Source organism: Bacillus sp. 01N42_2, assembly GCF_056399565.1.
In genome coordinates this window covers 43,550-63,271 of the sequence record NZ_JBFTRO010000009.1, presented here as the reverse complement: position 1 = coordinate 63,271, position 19,722 = coordinate 43,550, and the positions used below count along the sequence as shown (strand labels likewise).

The 19,722-nt window shown below is 42.3% G+C and carries 13 protein-coding genes, 1 pseudogene and 1 riboswitch; all 14 genes and pseudogenes read right to left on the bottom strand.

The features are described 5' to 3' along the window. Positions 1–79 precede the first annotated feature (79 nt). Positions 80–253: a Fur-regulated basic protein FbpA gene (locus AC1DN5_RS17030; RefSeq protein ID WP_012116994.1), complete on the bottom strand. Its 174-nt coding sequence runs from the start codon at positions 251–253 to the stop codon at positions 80–82. 137 nt (positions 254–390) lie between these two features. Beyond that, on the bottom strand, positions 391–1,173 hold the full coding sequence (locus tag AC1DN5_RS17025) for a hypothetical protein (protein ID WP_316101374.1): 783 nt from the start codon (positions 1,171–1,173) through the stop codon (positions 391–393). Between the two features lie 197 nt (positions 1,174–1,370). Next, positions 1,371–2,693, bottom strand: coding sequence for an NCS2 family permease (locus AC1DN5_RS17020; RefSeq protein ID WP_003155780.1), 1,323 nt, complete (start codon positions 2,691–2,693; stop codon positions 1,371–1,373). A 131-nt stretch (positions 2,694–2,824) separates the two neighbouring features. Then, positions 2,825–2,926, bottom strand: a riboswitch (purine riboswitch). A 123-nt stretch (positions 2,927–3,049) separates the two neighbouring features. Further along, positions 3,050–4,489, bottom strand: coding sequence for a DUF4179 domain-containing protein (locus AC1DN5_RS17015; RefSeq protein ID WP_366970103.1), 1,440 nt, complete (start codon positions 4,487–4,489; stop codon positions 3,050–3,052). Further along, a complete protein-coding gene (locus AC1DN5_RS17010) occupies positions 4,471–5,004 on the bottom strand; it encodes a sigma-70 family RNA polymerase sigma factor (protein ID WP_016937023.1) in 534 nt (177 codons plus the stop codon). Before AC1DN5_RS17010 ends, AC1DN5_RS17015 begins: the two co-directional genes overlap by 19 nt. A gap of 832 nt (positions 5,005–5,836) precedes the next feature. Further along, a complete protein-coding gene (locus AC1DN5_RS17005) occupies positions 5,837–8,587 on the bottom strand; it encodes a DEAD/DEAH box helicase family protein (RefSeq protein WP_366970104.1) in 2,751 nt (916 codons plus the stop codon). Between the two features lies 1 nt (position 8,588). Next, complete coding sequence (locus AC1DN5_RS17000) at positions 8,589–10,697, bottom strand: site-specific DNA-methyltransferase (protein WP_366970105.1); 2,109 nt, start codon at positions 10,695–10,697, stop codon at positions 8,589–8,591. A 204-nt stretch (positions 10,698–10,901) separates the two neighbouring features. Continuing rightward, positions 10,902–12,443, bottom strand: coding sequence for a glutamine-hydrolyzing GMP synthase (guaA, locus tag AC1DN5_RS16995; RefSeq protein WP_007408887.1), 1,542 nt, complete (start codon positions 12,441–12,443; stop codon positions 10,902–10,904). A 163-nt stretch (positions 12,444–12,606) separates the two neighbouring features. Then, the gene (locus tag AC1DN5_RS16990) at positions 12,607–14,814 is read right to left on the bottom strand and encodes a DUF4129 domain-containing transglutaminase family protein (RefSeq protein WP_366970106.1); all 2,208 of its coding nucleotides are present in this window, start codon (positions 14,812–14,814) and stop codon (positions 12,607–12,609) included. 18 nt (positions 14,815–14,832) lie between these two features. Further along, positions 14,833–16,017: a DUF58 domain-containing protein gene (locus AC1DN5_RS16985; protein ID WP_049628016.1), complete on the bottom strand. Its 1,185-nt coding sequence runs from the start codon at positions 16,015–16,017 to the stop codon at positions 14,833–14,835. Then, a complete protein-coding gene (locus AC1DN5_RS16980; RefSeq protein WP_188154843.1) occupies positions 16,017–16,979 on the bottom strand; it encodes an AAA family ATPase in 963 nt (320 codons plus the stop codon). Before AC1DN5_RS16980 ends, AC1DN5_RS16985 begins: the two co-directional genes overlap by 1 nt. Before the next feature lie 138 nt (positions 16,980–17,117). After that, a pseudogene (locus tag AC1DN5_RS16975) lies at positions 17,118–17,451 on the bottom strand (cation diffusion facilitator family transporter); the annotation flags it as partial. A gap of 28 nt (positions 17,452–17,479) precedes the next feature. Continuing rightward, positions 17,480–18,964 (bottom strand): ABC transporter substrate-binding protein, encoded by a 1,485-nt coding sequence (locus tag AC1DN5_RS16970; protein ID WP_366970125.1) that lies wholly within the window; start codon positions 18,962–18,964, stop codon positions 17,480–17,482. Further along, a complete protein-coding gene (locus AC1DN5_RS16965) occupies positions 18,957–19,676 on the bottom strand; it encodes an aspartate/glutamate racemase family protein (protein WP_016937033.1) in 720 nt (239 codons plus the stop codon). The genes AC1DN5_RS16970 and AC1DN5_RS16965 overlap by 8 nt, the downstream gene beginning before the upstream one ends. Positions 19,677–19,722: the final 46 nt, after the last annotated feature.

The window sequence follows — 19,722 nt, the reverse complement described above, 5'->3', positions numbered from 1 at the left end:
AATTAAGGATAGTTTACCCTCTTTTGATCATTTTCAAAAGAAAAAAAAGCCCGCCCCAAGGCAGACTTTCAAACTCTTTTCAGTGAAGCTCAGCTTTCTTCAATCGTTTGACCGCTTCATATTCCTTTTCAAGCTCGCTCAGCGTGTATCCGGACAGTTCCTGAACATGGTTTTGGTAAAACCCTGAGCGGATCAGCTTTGTCCTCAGATGCTGTTTTTTCCGATTAATGGCTTCTCGCAACAACGGGGCCATCCTCATCATCCTTTCCGAATCATAAAGATTAATGCCGCTTTCCAATTTCTGTTGCTCCCATCATATATCGGCCGGCTTTTCAAAACAACACGCTTCATTAGAAATATTTGTAAACATTGTGAAAGACAAATTTCGACTTATAAAGGGATCAGCGAGGCAGTAAAGTACTCTGAAATAAGCGGCCATGTCACAGCCGTAAAGACGAGCATGATGATGACCGCCGCAGAAATACAGTACATCACGTCGACGGCAGGATTCTCAGCCGATTTGTACAGAATCTGCACAAACTGCACCATCGCCGATGCCGCCAGAAATAAGGTCAGCGCCGTAAACACCACGGTGATAACCGGCAGATTCAATATCGCGAAAATCATCCACACGATAGAGCAGACGACAGCCGGAACAAGAAGTGAGCCGACTCCCGCGGCCGCGTCCCGCATCGTAATTTTCTGTTTCAGCAGATAGCGTGATACAAGCCAGACCGCGCCGGCCGCAGCGGCAAAAAAGACGAGCGTATACACGAGAACGACGGTAAAGCCGTCAAAAAACGTGTGATGCCGTTCCCCGTATCCGAGCGGTCTCTGCTGGCTCGCCCTCAGCTGAAACCAATTTCCGATTGAGAAAAAAATACTGAATACAAGCATTGAAATAAGAGCATATTTAAAGCGGGAAAAGCCGTCTTCTCCAACGACCTTCACCGGTGAAGTCAAAATGCGCAATGCGAAACGGCAATAACGTTTGACCGCGGCCCATACAGAAGCGAGTTTTTCCGTAAAAGCCGGAGCCGGGCGCCGTTCCTTTTCTTTCTTCTTTTGCTTTTGATAACGTCCCGCTTTTCTGGACATTCTCGAGAGCGGTTCTTCATCAGTTCCCTGATGCTGTTTTTCTTCTTCCAACGTTTCTTTTCTTTCTTCCGTCATGTCAGCAACTCCTATCAAAAAAATACGGCGGAATTTGTTAAGCAAGAAAATAAAACACTTATATAAGGTACCGAAGCGTCCTTCATCAGTCAAGCGGTTTTCTTCACCCCGACACCTACATGACGTTTTATATTATGTATTGGTTTTACGGAATAGGACAAAAACAAAAAACCGGCTGTCCTCAGCCGGTTTTTCCGTTATTTCAAGAAGATGAAATACAGGATAAAGATGACGAACAGCCCGTACATAATCGGGTGGACGCTTTTTCCTTTTCCTTTGCAGATCATTGTAATCGGGTAGAAAATAAAACCGATCGCAATCCCCGTCGCAATGCTGTACGTCAGCGGCATCATAATCATCGTTAAAAATGCCGGCACAGCCACCTCGAATTTATCCCAGGCGATCTTACCGAGCGGCGCCACCATCAGCGCGCCGACGATAATTAAAGCCGGAGCCGTCACATTCGTGGTGACAACTGACAGAAGCGGCGAGAAAAACATCGCCAGCAAAAAGAGAATGCCTGTCACAACAGCAGCGAAGCCGGAGCGCGCTCCCGCCGCAACGCCTGAGCTTGATTCAACATAAGAAGTCGTTGTAGACGTACCGAGCACGGCTCCGATAACGATTGAAGTTGAATCTGCCAAAAGCGCTCTTCCCGCACGCGGAAGTTTGTTTTCCTTCATCAGTCCGGCCTGTGTCGCTACAGCTACCAGCGTACCGGCCGTATCGAAAAATCCGACGAACAGGAAAGTTAAAATGACAATCAGCATTTGTACGGAAAAGATATCCGGAAGGTGCATCCACGCCTGTCCGAAAGTCGGCGCAAGACTCGGCACGCTGCCGACAATGTGTGTCGGAACCGGAATCAGCCCGCAGATCATACCGGCAACCGCCGTCAGAAGCATTCCGATAAATACGCCGCCGTTTACGCGAAGCACCATCAGAATGACCGTCACAATAACACCGAAAACCGTCAGCAACACAGGCCCGCTGTGAATATTGCCGATAGATACCAAAGTCGATGAGTTCGCTTCAATAATGCCCGAACCCTGCAAACCGACAAATGTAATGAATAAACCGATACCCGCGCCGACCGCCAATTTCAGCTCAGGCGGAATCGCATTAATGATTTTTTCCCGCAATCCCGTAAGCGAAAGCGCTACGAAGATAATTCCGGAAATCAAGACGCCGGAAAGCGCAGCCTGCCATGAAATTCCCATGCCGAGTACGACAGAGAAAGCAAAAAACGCGTTTAATCCCATACCCGGCGCAATCGCGATCGGATACTTTGCAATGAGCCCCATTAAAATACATCCGGCCGCAGATGCAAGAGCTGTAGCGGTGAACACCGCGCCCTGATCAATTTTTAATGCTTCCGGAAATCCTTTCACACCGTTTAAAGACAATGTGAGCGGATTGACGAACAGAATGTACGCCATTGACAAAAAGGTCGTTAAACCGCCGATGATTTCATTACGATAGCTTGTCCCCAGCTCATCAAACTGAAAAAATTGCTTCAAGCCAATTGCCTCCTTCATTCTCTCCCATTTATTCTGCCCGTTATCCGCCAAATAAAAAACGCCCCAAATACATTTGGGACGCTTGACTACATACGTTCAGTCTGAATAAATAAGAATGGATTATTTATATCAAACGATTGAGATTGATCCGTAGTCAAGCCATTTACGGTAGCTTGGTAGAAACTTGCGGGCCATATCCCCGCCATTATACGATATCTGCATATTTGATTTCTGAGTCTATTGTATCAATTCAATTTTGAAAACTCAATAAAAAAAACGAACAATCTTGTTTGAAAAAATTAGTTTATTCGTCAATTGACCAATAATGGAAGACGGCAAAAGCCGCCTTCCTGACATCATTTTCCGTCAGCAGGCCGGACCGGCACCGAGAATGTGATCCCCTTGTCATCCGCCAGCGAGTTCATAACCGTTTGATTGACATACAAAGCATACGAACCGAATGAGAAATCGCGCAATGAATAGTCTTTATCGGATGAATCATCTAATTCAAAAACGGATTCCATTTCACCCGTTTTAAGGTTCGTGACTTTCGCCTTATTCCCTTTCAGATAATAGCCTTTTTCATACTCATTAATCGATGGCCATGTTTTCATTTTTTTCGTATTGCCGAGACCGATAGTCTCACCGATATTCATCAGCTGATCTTCATCCGCCTTGCTTAGATTAATTCCACTGAATTGATAATCGACAATTACCCGTCTGCCTTGCTGTTTAATCTTTTTGATGGTGATACCGACATGATGATGTTTCGTTTCATAGCTGGCGGGCAGTTTTGTTTTCAGAGGGACGATTTCTCCAGGCTCTGATTCTGATTTTACATCACCCGTGATGAAAAGTGTTTTCGCTTTCGGGTCTATCGGTTTGCTGAATTGAGTTTGGCCGCGTACTCTTTTCCCTCCGCCGGGAAGGTTCTTCCGGCTGCCAAGTTCAATATTCGACATCGTCATTTCATAATGGTTTCCAGCATCATCCGATGCCTCGTAAATCGAGATGGCATCATTTTTAGCAACATCGTGAAAGTCGACTGAATACAGGAGAGCCGATCCCGTCGTTCCGTTTTCCGCCCGGATATCGAAAAAGCGGTATAACCCGTTTACATTCACAGCTTTCGTTCCTTCAAGAGAAACAGACTTTTGTTTTTTAATCGGAAGTGTAAAGCGCCAGTTTCCGGGGATATCCTTGATTTGTTTAATGACAAGCGGAAGCTTATCACCGTCTTTCAGCTTTGAACCGTCTGTGAACAAGCGAAACTGCCCCCCGTACTGCCCGTCTTTCATTTTTTTCATGCCCTGACTGTCATAATCCAAAGATAATATATTCCGGGTGTCTTTATAATCGACTTCAAAAGGAATATCCTCCTCATCAGATTTCAAATTGTCAACGGTAAAATTGTAAACGAGCTGTCCGCTGTCGTAATACACACTTTTCACTGTCACCGTAATCCCGCGCGATTCCGCTTTCTCGTTCAGTTTTGTCACCAAATTGCTTTTAAACAGCGCAGAACCTGCCTTATCCTGAAATACCCTGTAAATCTGCCCGGCAACAGGGATGTTTCCCATAGCCGTATTAACGGAGGGCATGAACAAGCCTGAGGACAGATACAGAATAAACAAAGCAGCAGCAACCGCGAGGCCGTTTATCACTTTTCGTCCCCATCTCCGTCTGACGGCGCCTTCTTTTCCGGCACGGACAGCGGCGCTATGTATCACGTTTTTCAATTCAGCTTTCGGCACGTCAATGTCCTGATACAATTGCTTCATTTGATGCTTTTCCATATTTGTTTATCCTCCTTTTCCAGCTCCTGCTTCAATGCTTTTCTCGCCCTGTGGAGATGCGTTTTTACAGTGCCTTCCGCCATACCGGTCTGTTCAGCGATCATGGCAATCGAGAAATCTTGAAAATAATAAAGCTGAATGGTCAGCTGTATATGTTCGTCAAGCGTTTCCAGGGCATTCCGAAGATCTATGTATTCTTCAATGTTCTTATTCTCCGCGCGTGTATCATGTTGCGGCTCAAACGGGATAACGTCTCCGTTCTTTTTCCTCATTGCAAAAATCGTATTAAGCAAAATCCGGATCAGCCACGTTTTAAAATATTTCGGCTCCTTCAGCTGCGCGATATGAAGAAAAGCCTTGTAAGCCGTTTCCTGCACTGCGTCCAGCGTATCTTCTTTGTGATGCAAATAGAGATAAGCTGTTTTATATAAAGTATCCTGGTGGGTTGTGATCAGTTTTTCAAAGGCTGAGGCATCACCTTTTTTCGCCTTTTTGATCAATCGTTCTTCCTTCACCTTATCCACCTCCTATGCTGTTAGATATGAATCAGGGCAAAACGGTTTCAAAAAGATAAAAAAAACGCCTCTTTTTAATGGGAGACTTTCAAAATAATGTATTAATTAAACTCTTATTTAAAAAACTTTTTATTGAAGTTTTGTATGGTAATGATAAGAGATTAAAAGAAATGTATCATAATGTACTTATTCATTATGTTCCCTATGCTGAGCACCGTTCAGTTGGAAAATACTTCTATCTTGTGAAATAGAAATGCCTAAGCTTCATTATAGTCAATATTTCATTTCAGCGTATTTTTATCAAATAAATGAGGATAACATATTCGCAAAGTATAAGGCCATACAAACAAAGCAATAGAATTTCTTTACTATAAACACGAATCGCAAATAAAATTATTACTTGAGAATTTCATACACAAGGAAGGTTATTCTTTGAAAAAGTTAGATAAAAAATTAACAATGCTCGTTTCATACCTAACTGACATGCTTCAAACGTTATTACCGAACGAGGAATCACTAGGACTAAGAGTTCGTAATATAATAATTTCTGATTAAAACAAACTCGGACCGGTGATAGCTAACGATTTGGTGGGTGAAAAGAGAATGACACTGAAGATAGTACGATGAAACTATAGGCAGAATCTTCTTTAACGTACATTATGCAATTAGAGAGAGTGCAAGTAGTAGAGCTTGAAGTTAATAGAGGAATCAAATTTAGCAGTAAAGAAAAAGATGGCGTGTAGACTGTAATATGTCTGTAACACCATCTTTTTCTTTCACTGATATTTTATGTGTGTATTATATTTAAGTAACTTTGATTATAACATAAGTTTCAGAATTTCAATTTTTCAGGTTCTAGGGATACATCAGATACTTCTTGTACTTTTGTAATCTCTGCAAGTTGATCCATAGTTTTTTGACCGTCACCCTTAGTGTAGAATTTCAGCCCACTAATTCGGACATTCTTTATTTCATCTTCAAATTCCATCTCTGCTTGGTGATCAGTCATATACAATAACAAGTCTTGTTTCCATAACTCGCTGACAAACCTGTCACCACTCATTCCTTTTGGTTCAATAAATATTTGGAAATGAACATCACTATTCTCTAGGAATAAAATAAAGTCAGGTTGAAAACCTTGTAAGTGCATGTCTACTTTTTCACCTGCACGATTTATCCGTGAGCCATATTGGTGCAACTTAAGTTTCTCACTTTTTGCTGATTCACGGTGCATATTTTCATCCATTCGGAATAGGTAGACAGCTTTGTTGTATTTTTGTTTTAATTTATCTACATACGCTTTAATTCGCTCAATCAACTCATATTCTAGCTTGTTGATGATTGCTTTTTCATAAACGTAAAATTCATCGTCGATTTCGTAAGCGCAAACCTTTTGAGTTACTTCATTCAAAAGGTTTGCAGTGTCATCCTCTGGAACACGCTTGTTGTAGTTTGTTAGGTATTCTTTAATTGGATAGCCGATAAATCTATTGGTTCCTCGTTTTTTAATGTAACCTGATTTAAATTTCACTTCATACTCTTTCAATAAGTCGACAGTTACTTTCAAAATCTCATTTGGAGAAATATCTGACGCTTTGTATTCTTTTGGAACAGTCAAGAAAAGCTTCAAATTCTCCGCATTTAACCATTTTTCTCCATAGATAAATTCTTTCATAGAAGTCAGCAGGGGAAGATACTTTTTCAAATTATCAAACTGGTAAAACTCCAAGCGTTGGATGGCTTTTTTAATGAAACGAACATCAAATTTTTCTATACCGATGGTTTTTGTTTCAATATTTTCAACAGTTGCTTTATAAGAAACTTCCCGACTGCCATGATTCAAGCTTCGAGAAATATCTGACTTATGGTTAATGCCGTATTTTTCAATAGAGTCGAACCATTCATCTGATACGTCCTCCGCTTCGTTATAATAGATTTTCCCTGTTTTATAGGTATCTGTTTTCTTGAATGAAGGTTTAACTTTAATTTCAATAGGCGGATTTTTCTTATCTTGTCCCGTTGGTAAATCCATTTGTTGCAGAGAGCCCACTAGCTGTTTCAAATATTGAGGTTCATTCATTGTATGGTAGTGGAGAGTTTCCAAAAATAATTGCTTATTTGAGGAATCATTGTCATATCTCCGCTGATAACTTTTCTCACCATCAATTTCAAATGGATAATACCTGGCACCACGTCCAATCAGTTGAGCTTCAACCATTGTAGCGTTCTTGTTAGTGCCTGCTTCTTTTTCAATACGAACAATATCATACAGATTGAGTACATCCCATCCCTCTGTCAGTTTTGCCACAGCAAAGACCACTCGATACAGGTTATTTGGGCTTTCTAGTGTGTTCAAAGCTTCATACTGACCTTTTTCAAGCATATTGCCACTGGCATCGTTGGCATTTAAAACATTTCGTGGGTCAAAATCCCGTTTAATCTCACGAACAATCTTTGCTAAATCATCTTCATTTTGCAAGTAGAAATTATAAGCCAACTCTAGTGCAGAGCTTTCATTACTATTCAATAATTGCTGACGTTGGATGAATGACACTAAATCACTTACGTTTAGATTGGCAATGAGATCATTAAAGACTTTTGTTGCTTCAAGTGAGATTGCAACTTTTGGTGATTTGAACATAATCACGGGCTTGAATGATCCCGTGACACCCTCAGCATAGGCACAATATTTTCGGAATTGTGAGAGTAACACCACGTTCAGCATTTTATCTTCATCACTTGCGGATGTTTCAATACGTTTAACCCGCTTAGAGTACCCATCAAACATAAGATCGTTTAACGGATAACGGTAAATGACTTTATCACGATACTTGTTGTAAATTGCTTCCTTGTCAAAATCCACTGTTGCGGTGAACTCTAGTAATAGATTCTTTTTCTCCTTGTCATCTCTAGCTCTTAAAATCTTATTGATAGCAGATTCCCAAGTATTCTCAGCTTCTTTTTCTGACTTTGTGCTTGCGGAATAATGATGGGCTTCATCGGCCAAAACAACCACAGGATGATTTTCATAATCAGATAAACCCATTGTGTTTTCTTTTAACACAAACATATCATCTGATACCTTTTGCACGGATGAGAGCTTGATATAGATGGTATTATTTTGCCGAACACGAGGGAAACGCTCAACTTGTCGAATATAAATTCGTTGTCCTTCAATCTCAATCTTCTCTTGAAAAAGATACTTATCACTATTTTCATTTACCAAATTATCCTTTGTTTTCATAAGGACAGAATTTGTATTTACCGTAAACAAGAAATTCTGATACTTATGTTCTTGATAAAGATAGAGAATTAGACCCGCCATCAAGTCTGTTTTGCCTGAACCAGTCGCCATGTTAAACAAAACGTGTTGAGGACTTGGGTTAATGTGGGTTTGCGTATAGTGATAGTTACGCATTGCTTCATCTTGATAATCACGTAACGTATGGAGTAAATTTTGATTGATATACTCTGGGATAACATACCCTTGATGCTCACTAAATAAGTTTTGTTCTGCCCTCGCAGCCTGCTCAACTAAGGGGAATTGGCGAACATTAGCAGGAGTTTTTTTTGCTCTTGCCATATTACTCACCACCTTCATAGAACGCTTTGTTAAAGGCGTAGTCCTCGTCAGAAATTAAGTCACGGACATTCTTATCATCAATTTCTGAGAAGTTATAGTAAAGTCCATTCTTATCAAGCAATTTAATTAACAGACGTTTATTTTCATCAAAGCCTTCATTCCAATCAATTTTTGATAAATCAGCACGGAAGGAAATATCCGCAGGTTCATCTGTATCAGTTCCTAGTAGCATGCGTTCATAAACTGATTTAAGCTCGTCAATAGTCTTTGAGTGGATGACATCTTGAAGGTAGCCCATATTTTTAGGGAACAGTTCAGCATAGACAAATGAACCTCCACCTTGCCAGTTTACGTCTTTAGATAAACCATTCTGGTCTTCACCAGAAATAACATTATTTAGCCTTTCAATTTCTAAGATAACTTGTTTTTCCATCTGCTCTAATGAAATGAATTTACGATTCAATTTCAATGCTGACGCGGCGGTAGAACCAGAACCACCAAAGAAGTCTAAAACAATATCCCCCTCATTGGTTGCCATTTCAATTATCTTACCTAGCAGTCTTTCTGGTTTTTTGCCATTTGGAAAATCAACTTTCCCTTCCTTGTTTACGTTTTTTGTTTCCCCTACAAAGTTCCATAAAGTTCCAAGTTTTTGAGTTTTATATACTGTTCCATCTTCATCAACATCAACAACATCTGATAGCCATGCGAATAAATTAAACTTATTCCCCGAATAAAACTGTTTGTAAACTTTCCCTTTATTTCTACCGCTTCTTGGAATGTACTCAATTGACATTAGCGAGTTATCTCCCACGCCTAATTCGTTCCATTTCTCCATTGCACGGGTTCTAATTGAGGATTGAGGCATTGTTCCACGGTATATTTTGTCATAATACTTTTCGTAAAACTCTTTTTCGGTCAATCCCTCTAACTTCATTTGCTTAGATATTGCTGGCAGACTGAAATTAGTATGCTTATATAGTCTTATCTCATCACCAGAACCATCAACAGTTGAACCAATATATTCTCTATCGCCCTCATCCAATAGCAGGTTATTATATTTCCAAGATTTGTTCTCTTTGCGATATTCTTCAAGCTGTTCTGATATTTCCTGCTTTTCAAACACTGCCGAAAATGGAACAGATACATCATAATTTTTACTATAAACAGTTATATACTCAACGTTTTTCTTTAGTCGTTTATCCTCTCCACCACCCGAAGCACCTGCTATATTTTTGAACAACACTGAAATTGTATTGACGTACTGCCTCCTACCAAAAATAGAATCCATCAGAACTTTCAAATATGCTTGCTCAGAGTCGTCCGTCTGGATAAAGATATAACCATCTTCTCGTAAAAGCTCTCTTGCAATCTCAAGACGATTTTTCATGAAGGTCAACCAAGCAGAATGATTAAATCTATCATTGTACAAAAATGAATCTGAACCAGTGTTATAAGGAGGGTCAATATAGATAAGTTTCACCTGTCCCGCGTACATTTCTTTCAACGTATGCAATGCCAACAGATTATTTCCTTTGATAATCAGGTTGTCTTTCTCCTTATCAAAACAAACAATTCCATTATCCTCCTTTTCGCTATGCTGTGCTGACTGATTATCGCCGTAGCGTTTTACATTTACAAACACTTTCTTATCAAATAAACGGTCAATTTCGTCTTTTTCAATAACCTCATTCAAAAAGGCATCATCATATCCATCTTCATTGTCTTCCCTTGTCATGGAAGCAGTAAGCACACCATCTTTGAACGGAAAATCCAAAACAACATCTTGACTCTCCTGTAAGAACCTCCCTTTCGAAGCTAATCCAACGCGATTTTCATACTTGGTGTAACTTGTATCCCAATAATCATTGTATAGAATCGCTTCCTCAAGTTGTTCAATTTGAAATAACTTCTGTCCTGCAACTTCCTTGATAAAATGTTGCTTGATAAATTTCACTTCAAATAACTTGCTAAGAAGTGCTTCATCATAATTCCGTAAATCATCCGTGAGTTTTGAGCGGTTCAATTCTTCCCCAACTAAGTATTTTCCGTCAAAAGAAGATAAGGCCTTTTTTAGCTCATCAAAAATCTTTGGTTCAATCTTTGCCATTTCATTCATTCCCTTTACAATATTCTTCAAATTATAACATTGAAAACAATCCCCATATAGGCACAAACCACAGAAAGAAAAAACTCCCACCGACAATCATTCGGTGAGAGTTTTTTTGGCTACAATCTTGGAGACAATTCAAATGATTTTTGATCTCTCTCCCAAAAGTCACTTGAGTTTTACCTAAATGTAATTGTCACTAGATTATTCCCACTCAATCGTTGCAGGCGGCTTGCTCGTAATGTCATACACGACGCGGTTGATGTGTTTCACTTCGTTGACGATCCGTGTTGAAATCACTTCAAGCACATCCCAAGGGATACGCGCCCAGTCAGATGTCATGCCGTCGATTGATGTTACGGCACGGATACCGATTGTGTAATCATACGTTCTCGCATCTCCCATGACGCCGACGCTGCGGATGTCAGGAAGAACCGTGAAGTACTGCCAGATGTCGCGCTCTAGGCCGTGGTTCGCCACTTCTTCACGCAGAATCGCGTCTGATTCACGAACGATTTCAAGTTTTTCTTCCGTTACTTCGCCAAGTACGCGGATGCCAAGGCCAGGGCCAGGGAACGGCTGACGCCATACGATATCATCCGGAAGGCCGAGCTCTGTGCCAAGCGCGCGCACTTCATCTTTGAAGAGCGTGTTTAACGGCTCGATCAGTTCAAACTGCATATCTTCAGGAAGTCCGCCGACATTGTGGTGAGATTTGATCGTTTGCGCCGTTGCAGTACCGCTCTCGATAATATCCGTGTAAAGCGTTCCTTGCGCAAGGTAATCGATGCCTTTAAGCTTGTCCGCTTCATCATCAAACACGTAAATGAATTCGTTGCCGATGATTTTGCGTTTTTGCTCAGGATCAGAAACACCTTTCAGCTTGTTTAAGAATCTGTCTTTCGCATCAACTTTAATGACATTCATATTAAAGCCTTCGCTGAACGTTTTCATGACGCCTTCCGCTTCGCCTTTACGAAGCAGGCCGTGATCGACGAAAATACAAGTCAGCTGGTCCCCGATCGCTTTATGAATCAAAGCAGCCACAACAGAGGAATCAACACCGCCGCTTAGCGCGCAAAGAACCTGCTTGTCTCCGACTGTTTCGCGGATTTTTTGCATTTCGATTTCGATAAAGTTTTCCATTGACCATTTGCCTTCACAATCGCAAACGCCGAAGACAAAGTTTTTCAGAAGATCATTGCCGTATTCAGAGTGGCGCACTTCCGGGTGGAACTGTACGCCGTACCAATTCTTGTCCGCTTTGCTCATCGCTGAATTCGGGCAGTGATGGCTTGTTGCGTCAACAGTGAAGCCTTCAGGAACTTCTACAACCAAATCGCCGTGGCTCATCCACACAACCTGTTCTTCCGGAAGATCTTTGAACAAGTCAGGAGTTCCTTGAATCTGAATGTTCGCTTTTCCGTATTCGCGCTGGCTTGCCGCCTCGACTTTTCCTCCGAGATAATGAGTCATCAGCTGCATGCCGTAGCAGATGCCTAATACAGGAATATCGAGTTCAAAGATTTTTTCGTCACAGCGGAAAGATCCTTCATCATATACACTGTTCGGTCCGCCTGAAAGGATAATTCCTTTTGGATTCATTTCTTTGATTTCCTCAGCTGTCAACGTATGGGGATGCAGCTCGCTATATACGCCAAATTCACGGATCCGGCGGGTAATCAGCTGGTTATACTGACTGCCGAAATCAAGAACAAGAATCATTTCATTCACTAACTTCGTCATGGTTGTCACCTAATCTCCTCTAAGTTTTTGACACAGAAAAAACGGAGGACAAACGTTCAGCCCTCTGTCGCGCAAGACTTGTACGGAAGCCCGGCTTTTTAACGCTCCCGGGCTCCCATTTAACATTCATTTATTCTAACAACAGGACGATATGCGGTCAAGACTATCTTGTTTTAATTATATTTTCCCACAACTGTCCCGATTCATTCCAAAGCTCCGCGGCATTATCCCTGCGGTATAAGGCCCGCTCATAGCGCAGCGTCAGCTCGGACATGTCGTTTGTACCGTATGCCTCGTCAATCCTCGCGGCAAAATCGCGCAGCGTTTCTCCGTCTCCTCTGCTGAATCGTTTTCGTTTCAGCTGGCGGAGCAGCGCGGCATATGCGTCGAAAAAGACGTCTTCATCCGTGCGCCGCTTCAGTCTGGCTGCTGCAGCGTACGGAATCCAGCGCGCGCGGAGCAGCCAGGCGAGCACCGCCGCGGCTGAAATCACGATGATGACGGCTGCATACGGCCACAGCTGTGCCGCGGTTTTGTTGCGGATCACAGGATGCGGTGCCGCACTGTGCTCCCGCTTTTTCGGTGCTTCTTCTTTTTCAGGCTTTGTTTCCTGACGCTGCTTGTCAGACGGTGTATCCGAATTCCCCGCTGAGCCCCCGCTGTCTTTTCCCGCTGCTTGATTCTGCTCTGACGTAAACTCCGTCGGATTGGTGAAGCCTTTCGTCGGCTCAAACGTCACCCAGCCCTGATCGGGAAAATACACTTCAACCCACGAATGGGCGTTGTTGTTTGTGACTTCATAAATCTGGCCGTTATGGTCGCCTGCGCCTTTATACTCGCCGGATGTATAACCCTTCACCCAGCGGGCGGGAATACCCGCAGATCGGAGCAGCACAGCCATAGCCGATGAAAAGTTATCACAATAACCTCTTTTCGTTTCAAACAGAAATTGATCCACATAATCCTGATTGTGCTCCGGAATGGCGACATCCTGCGTATCATACGAAAATGCGGAAGATCCCAGATAGTCCTCGACAGCCTTCGCTTTATCAAACATATTATGATGATCCCGCGTCAGCCTGTCCGCAAGCTGTCTCACTCTTTCCGGAACGCTGTCCGGAAGCTGTAAATACCGATCATTGAATTGGTTCTGCTCACGGTATCGTTTCACTTTCACTTTTCTGAGATCATTCAGCTTAAAGACGGGCGCGTGAAAAGTCACCGTGTACCGTCCCATATTGCGGATGTTGCCCACTTGTTCACTGATCGGCGTGATTTGCTCGGTGTTTCCGTTCATTTCAAGCTGAATCGAGTGCTTCGGTTTAATATTGGAGAGGCCGATCGGATACATGACGTGATTATAAAGATAATTTTTATCAATGGACACCTGTGCCGTATAGCGTCTCGTCTGCACACTCCGGTCAAACCATATGTCTTCCACATTGCCGCCGTTCAGTTTATAGGACATGCCCTGGTCGGTCTCCACCCAGCCTTTTCCCGTATATGTATCTTTCGTTTCCACCCGGAAGTACGACCGCTCTTTTCCCTTCCATGTAAAAACCGGCGTATCGTCCTGCTGAAAAGGGCCGCCCAATGTTTCATCATGATTGCCGTAGCCGATTTTGCTTTCAGCGGCGGGCACTTCTTTGTGATTTGTTATTTTTTTCAGAAACGGCACGGGGTCCGGCCAATTCGGATCTGATTTCGGAGCCGCCAGACCGAACACGACGGAAGCGCAGATAAACAGCGCCAGCGGCAGAAACCATTTGAAAATCAATCTTTTTTTAAATGCTATGTGTTCTGTCAGGCGGATGCGCTCCATATACAAAAGCCCCATCATCAAAAAGCCGATAAAGACGATCCGGATGACGGCGTATGCGGCATCATAAGGAGTAAATGTATCAAGTACGGTAATATACGCCACCGTCATGATAAAAAAGAATAAGATTTTCCGCTGATAGATCACCCAATAATGCAGCAAATACACAAGCAGCCATAAAAGCACAAAAAACAGCAGTGTGCGGAATGACGGGTTCATATCATTCCATCTTCCGGTTCCGATGTGCCGGACATTCAGCATCACGTCCCGCAAAAAAGAAGCAAGCCATTCCGGCTGAAAAACCGATCCTTTATAAAACAGCATGTGAATACTGATCAACGTAAACAGAATGCAGGACGGCACGGTGACGTACCACCTCATCCGGAAGAATGACAGCAGAAATGCCAAACCGATAAAGACGATGAAAAAACCGGTATGCTTTGTATCCGTAAAATTGTGCAGCGGCCTGAGCCATTCCCACAACAATAAAAAAGCGAGAAAATAAAACAGCAGCAGACTCAGCCTGCTTCCCTGGTTCTCGTCATGCGGCATGGCGCGCCACCTCTCTTTCTAAACAACATGGGACACCCGTTTGTCCCTGATCATTTGCACCTTGATATTCTTTTGAGCGAAGATGAGAGCGAGATTCCGTTCTTTTTCCGAAAGCACGGCATTCGTTTCTTTCGCCAAAAACACCGTCATGTCAGTGCGGACGGACTCAGCCTGTTTGAGGAGATCTTCTGTAAGACTGCCCGTCACGACGGCAATAAAAGCTTTGCGGACGCGCGGAACCGCCAGCTCTTTTCCTAAGCGACCCCCTGCACCAGCTTCTTCCGATTCAGAAGCTGATGCCAGGTAACGCAGCACATTTCTGAAATGCTCTTCTCCCTCCCGGACGGGAAAAACAGTCCGGTCGCTCCCTAATGAAATAAATCCTGCGGGAGAGCCCTTCACAAGCGCCGTGTAAAGCAGGGATGCTGAGGCTGACACCGCGGCTTCAAATGAAGGAGACGGCCTGCAGTCCAAAAGGAAAATCATATCCGTGCTCTGCAGCGGGTCAAATTCCTTCGTCATCAGTTCATTGCGCCGCGCGGACGTTTTCCAGTCGAGAGCGGAAAACCGGTCGCCCGGCTGATAATTTCTGACGCCCGCGGCTATTGCGGAGCGGTGAACCTGAAACGGCGTGCCGGCACCCGCACCCTCTTCGCCTGATACAGCCTGCTGCTTATCATGAACAGACCCGTACGCCGGGAATACTAAGACCGTATCCGTTACGGAAAATGAAGCCGTCTTGTCCAAGAGCCCGAGAACATCTCCCGTCCGCACTCTTATCGTATGGAAATGATGCTCCCCGCGCGGCGCCTGCGGCAGCTCATATTGTAACGTCAGCTTCTTTTGAAACCACGGAAACACGAGCTGTTTCGCACTGCGCCTCTCGCCAAGCGTTTCCGGCATCACGTCTTCAATGACCATATATGTCAGCGGGAACGGCAGGCGCCTCGTCAGCCTGATGGTGACAGACAGTCTGTCACCAGAAGTTAACCGGGCGGAAGAAATCTCACGCGCCGCCTGAAACGCCCGCAGCGGATACACGGCGACCAGCCCGGCGTAAACGATAAACGGCAAAAACGCATAAAATAAAAACCAGCTCACAAATCCGCCCTGAAACATGGCATAAGAAAAGACCGCCGCCGTCAGCACGGCCAAAATAAGCAGCTTCCAGCCGTATAACAGCCAATGCACTTTCTTTCTCATTAGCGGACCGACATCCTTTGAACCGGAACTTTTTCCGTTTGCATGATGTCTTCGATAACCGCTTCCGGTGTGACATCATTAAATTTCGCATCGGCAGTCAAGATCATTCTGTGCGGCAGCGTATACGGAGCCAAATACTGGACGTCATCAGGAATGACGTAATCGCGGTCATGAAGCAGCGCGTACGCCTGCGCGGCTTTCATTAATGAGATCGAACCGCGCGGACTTACGCCCAAATGTACGGACGGATGCCGGCGGGTATGCTGAGTGATGCCGACGATATACGCTTTAATTCCATCATCTACCCGCACCTGCTCCAGTTGTTGCTGGAGGGTGATGAACTGTTCTTTAGAAATGACGGGCTCGATTGTTTCGAGCGGATTGCGCCCTTCCTGCAAAGACAGAACCCGAAGCTCCTCCTCGGCAGTCGGATAGCCCATGCGCAGCTTAAATAAAAACCGGTCAAGCTGCGCTTCAGGAAGCGGATACGTTCCTTCATATTCAACCGGGTTTTGTGTCGCCATGACGAAAAACGGCTCGGCCAGCCGCATTGTCTTTCCGTCAATCGTGACATTTCCCTCTTCCATCGCCTCAAGCAAAGAAGACTGCGTTTTCGGCGAGGTTCTGTTAATTTCATCGGCCAGCACGATGTTCCCCATAATCGGTCCGGGGCGGTACTCAAATTCCATCGTTTTCGTATTATAAATAGAGACACCCGTCACATCTGACGGCAGAAGATCCGGCGTGAATTGAATCCTCTTAAAGTCAGCTCCGATCAGCTTGGCCAAAGCGCGGACCATCATCGTTTTTCCGACTCCCGGCACGTCTTCCAGCAGCACATGCCCTTTTGCGAGAATAGCGGCCAGGCTGAGTATGGCGATGTCCCGTTTTCCTATGATGATGTTTTCAATATGCTCAACGGCTTTCTCCAGCAGCGGATGCAGCTCTTCTTTATAAGCCATTCTTCTCCCCCTAGTCATCTCTCAAATTTCAATTATTGTAACCTAACTTTACCACAAAATATAATTAGTATAAAAAAACGTTTCAGCGAATTGTGTTCAGTCCGAAAAGACAAAAAAGCTCCCTTTAGAAAGGAAGCTTTATTTCAGCTGAAGAGGCTCCATATGAACGTGTGAATGGTCGATGGCGTGTTCCTCTTTCATCCTGCGTTCTACCTCATTGGCGATATCATGGCTCTCTTTAATATTCAGATCAGACGGCACTTCAATGACGACATCAATATGAACGGAGCTGCCAAGATATCCCGCTTTAATACCTTTTAAACGGCTGACGCCGAGATTTTTTCGATCGTCTGTTTATAAGCTGAAATGTCCGTTACATCGAAGCCATCTGTCAAAGAGTGGGAGGATTCTTTTCAAAATAAGGAGACCGATCACACGCCGTGACTGTATCAATCCAAGCAAGGCAGATTTGCAACTCAATGGTTAAGTTCACCTTAGGATTACATCGTTTCCAATGTTAATGGTTTTATGTATTCATATGCAGGCTGATAAAATTGATCAAAAAAACTTTTTCCATCCATTTTGGATTTACGAAATAGATAAGATTCATAGGTTAAAGCTATAGGAAACACTAAGCTGTTTTCTATAACTAATTCTTCTACTTTTCTATACATGTTATTTCTCTTATTAATATTAATTTCTTTTTTCGCATCTTTGAGGAGACCTCTAATATGAATAAGAGTTTCAGTATTCGCACGATAAATTTCTTTATCACTGCTGAAAAATAAAGATAAATCTTCCGGATCATTATAGTTAAAACTTGAGGAACTGACTAATATATGCTGCTGAGTATCTAAAAGGCTTTCATTTAAGGAAGAAAGTTCTGTTTTAACTACGTCGAAGCCTTTGGCACTCAATAATTGATATAGCTTGTTCTGCATTTCACGCAGATGAGAGTGTTCACTATAGTTATTGTAAACAATGATACTTAATTGAGGAATATACCCCCATTTCAAAAGATAATTTTCCTTAGCAGCTTGAAAATTAAAATTTGTTAATTCTTCCTCATTATCAGGCATATCTAATATAGTTTCAGGTAAAAAACTATGAGCAGGCGAATATATTGATCTCTCTGATTTCGGTATGCTGGATAATAGATCTTCTTTGTTTATTGCTAAGTTAATTAAACCTCTTAATTCCTTCCACATTTTATCTTCATCATGTAACACAAAATATTCTAGAGCTATTGTGACGCTTATAGGGCTTTTCAAAATTTCAAACTCGTTTTCTGTTTGGTTTTCTGCTTCGGATAATAAATCAACTTGACTTACGTCTGTATATACCACAAACTGTAATTTTTCAAAAGAATCGATTCTTTCCTCAAAGTAATCCTCGTTCTTTTTTAAAGTCAAAACCTTAGAGTCTTCACTTAGGCTTTCATAGCAGTAAGCCCCAACTCCTATAGGGTTGTCTTTCCACACCCAGAGATCATTTTCTAAAAACTCTTCTCGCGGAACAATACTTAAGGCACTTCGAGTAAAGTATTTTAAAAAAAGCAAATTTAGATGTTTCAATTTTATTTTTAGTCTGTAATCATCAAAAACCTTTATGCCGGAACACATATTCGGAACATATCTATTTGTCTGACTTACCTCTTCATAACCTTCTATATCGGATAGTAATTCTGAAAAGGTGGATCTTGCCCCCTTCATCATTCCTCTGCATAAAGAAAACTCAATATCTCGCGCTAAAGCCTTTCTGCCATTGTGAAAGTAAATATCTTTTCTAAGTACAAGGAGGTATTCATTATCACAATCATTAATTTCCCATTGTTCAATAATGTTAGGCAATAAATGCCCTTCTTTGGACATCTTAAATAATGGAGGAAAAAGAGCTCTGCATATTTCATAATCACATGAATAAATATTAAAAGGAGAGATATTTTTAGAAATAGCCGAAACCCCCACTTTCAAGGTACTATTCATTCTTCCCACTCTCCAAGCCCTCTTTTATATATCTTTCTACTAGTCTTCTCGCTAGTATCTGAGAAGAATCATATATCTTGAGTTTAGTATGATTCGTACAAAAAAATAAATCAGTACAAGCACAAACTACTTCATTTATCCCTTCTGTTAAAAGAATATCTTCTATCGTTTTCCATTCATCCGTTACTTTTGAACAAACTCCTAATGTTTTAGTTTTTAAAATTAATTCATCAACTCTTTTTTGATACTCATCGTTCCAAAATACATTTTTACCTTTTAACTTTAGTTTTTCTTGATATAAATTGCTTTCCACAGTCCCTCTTGTAGCAAGTAAGCCGACTGCACTTCCTTCATTTTCTAATTCGTTTACTGTTTCATCAATTATATTTAATATAGGTATATGTGTCATTTGGCACAATTCTTTATAATATGAATGAACCACGTTACAAGGTATTGCTATAATCGAACAATTAGAATTGTTTAGTGAGTCAATTCCGACTTTTAATGCCTTTAACATCTCGCTGTCATCAATCGCTTTTTTAGGATGAAAAGGTGTTGGCAGCGAATATATTATCATGTGGGGAAAATCATCATCGAACTTTGCTCCATATAAATTTTCACAGCAGTCCAGAACAGATTCTAAAAATGGACCTGTTGATCTTGGTCCCATCCCTGCAAGAATTCCAATTTTATAAACCTCACTATTATTCATTCTGGTTCTCTCCTTGTTAATATCTTAGAGGTTAACAATTAAAATA

Bases quoted from the DNA above. Each gene is read 5' to 3' on its own strand.
- AC1DN5_RS17030 (WP_012116994.1), bottom strand. From the start codon at position 253: ATGGCCCCGTTGTTGCGAGAAGCCATTAATCGGAAAAAACAGCATCTG.
- AC1DN5_RS17025 (WP_316101374.1), bottom strand. From the start codon at position 1,173: ATGACGGAAGAAAGAAAAGAAACGTTGGAAGAAGAAAAACAGCATCAG.
- AC1DN5_RS17015 (WP_366970103.1), bottom strand. From the start codon at position 4,489: ATGGAAAAGCATCAAATGAAGCAATTGTATCAGGACATTGACGTGCCG.
- AC1DN5_RS17005 (WP_366970104.1), bottom strand. From the start codon at position 8,587: ATGGCAAGAGCAAAAAAAACTCCTGCTAATGTTCGCCAATTCCCCTTA.
- AC1DN5_RS17000 (WP_366970105.1), bottom strand. From the start codon at position 10,697: ATGGCAAAGATTGAACCAAAGATTTTTGATGAGCTAAAAAAGGCCTTA.
- guaA (WP_007408887.1), bottom strand. From the start codon at position 12,443: ATGACGAAGTTAGTGAATGAAATGATTCTTGTTCTTGATTTCGGCAGT.
- AC1DN5_RS16990 (WP_366970106.1), bottom strand. From the start codon at position 14,814: ATGCCGCATGACGAGAACCAGGGAAGCAGGCTGAGTCTGCTGCTGTTT.
- AC1DN5_RS16985 (WP_049628016.1), bottom strand. From the start codon at position 16,017: ATGAGAAAGAAAGTGCATTGGCTGTTATACGGCTGGAAGCTGCTTATT.
- AC1DN5_RS16980 (WP_188154843.1), bottom strand. From the start codon at position 16,979: ATGGCTTATAAAGAAGAGCTGCATCCGCTGCTGGAGAAAGCCGTTGAG.
- AC1DN5_RS16970 (WP_366970125.1), bottom strand. From the start codon at position 18,964: ATGAATAGTACCTTGAAAGTGGGGGTTTCGGCTATTTCTAAAAATATC.
- AC1DN5_RS16965 (WP_016937033.1), bottom strand. From the start codon at position 19,676: ATGAATAATAGTGAGGTTTATAAAATTGGAATTCTTGCAGGGATGGGA.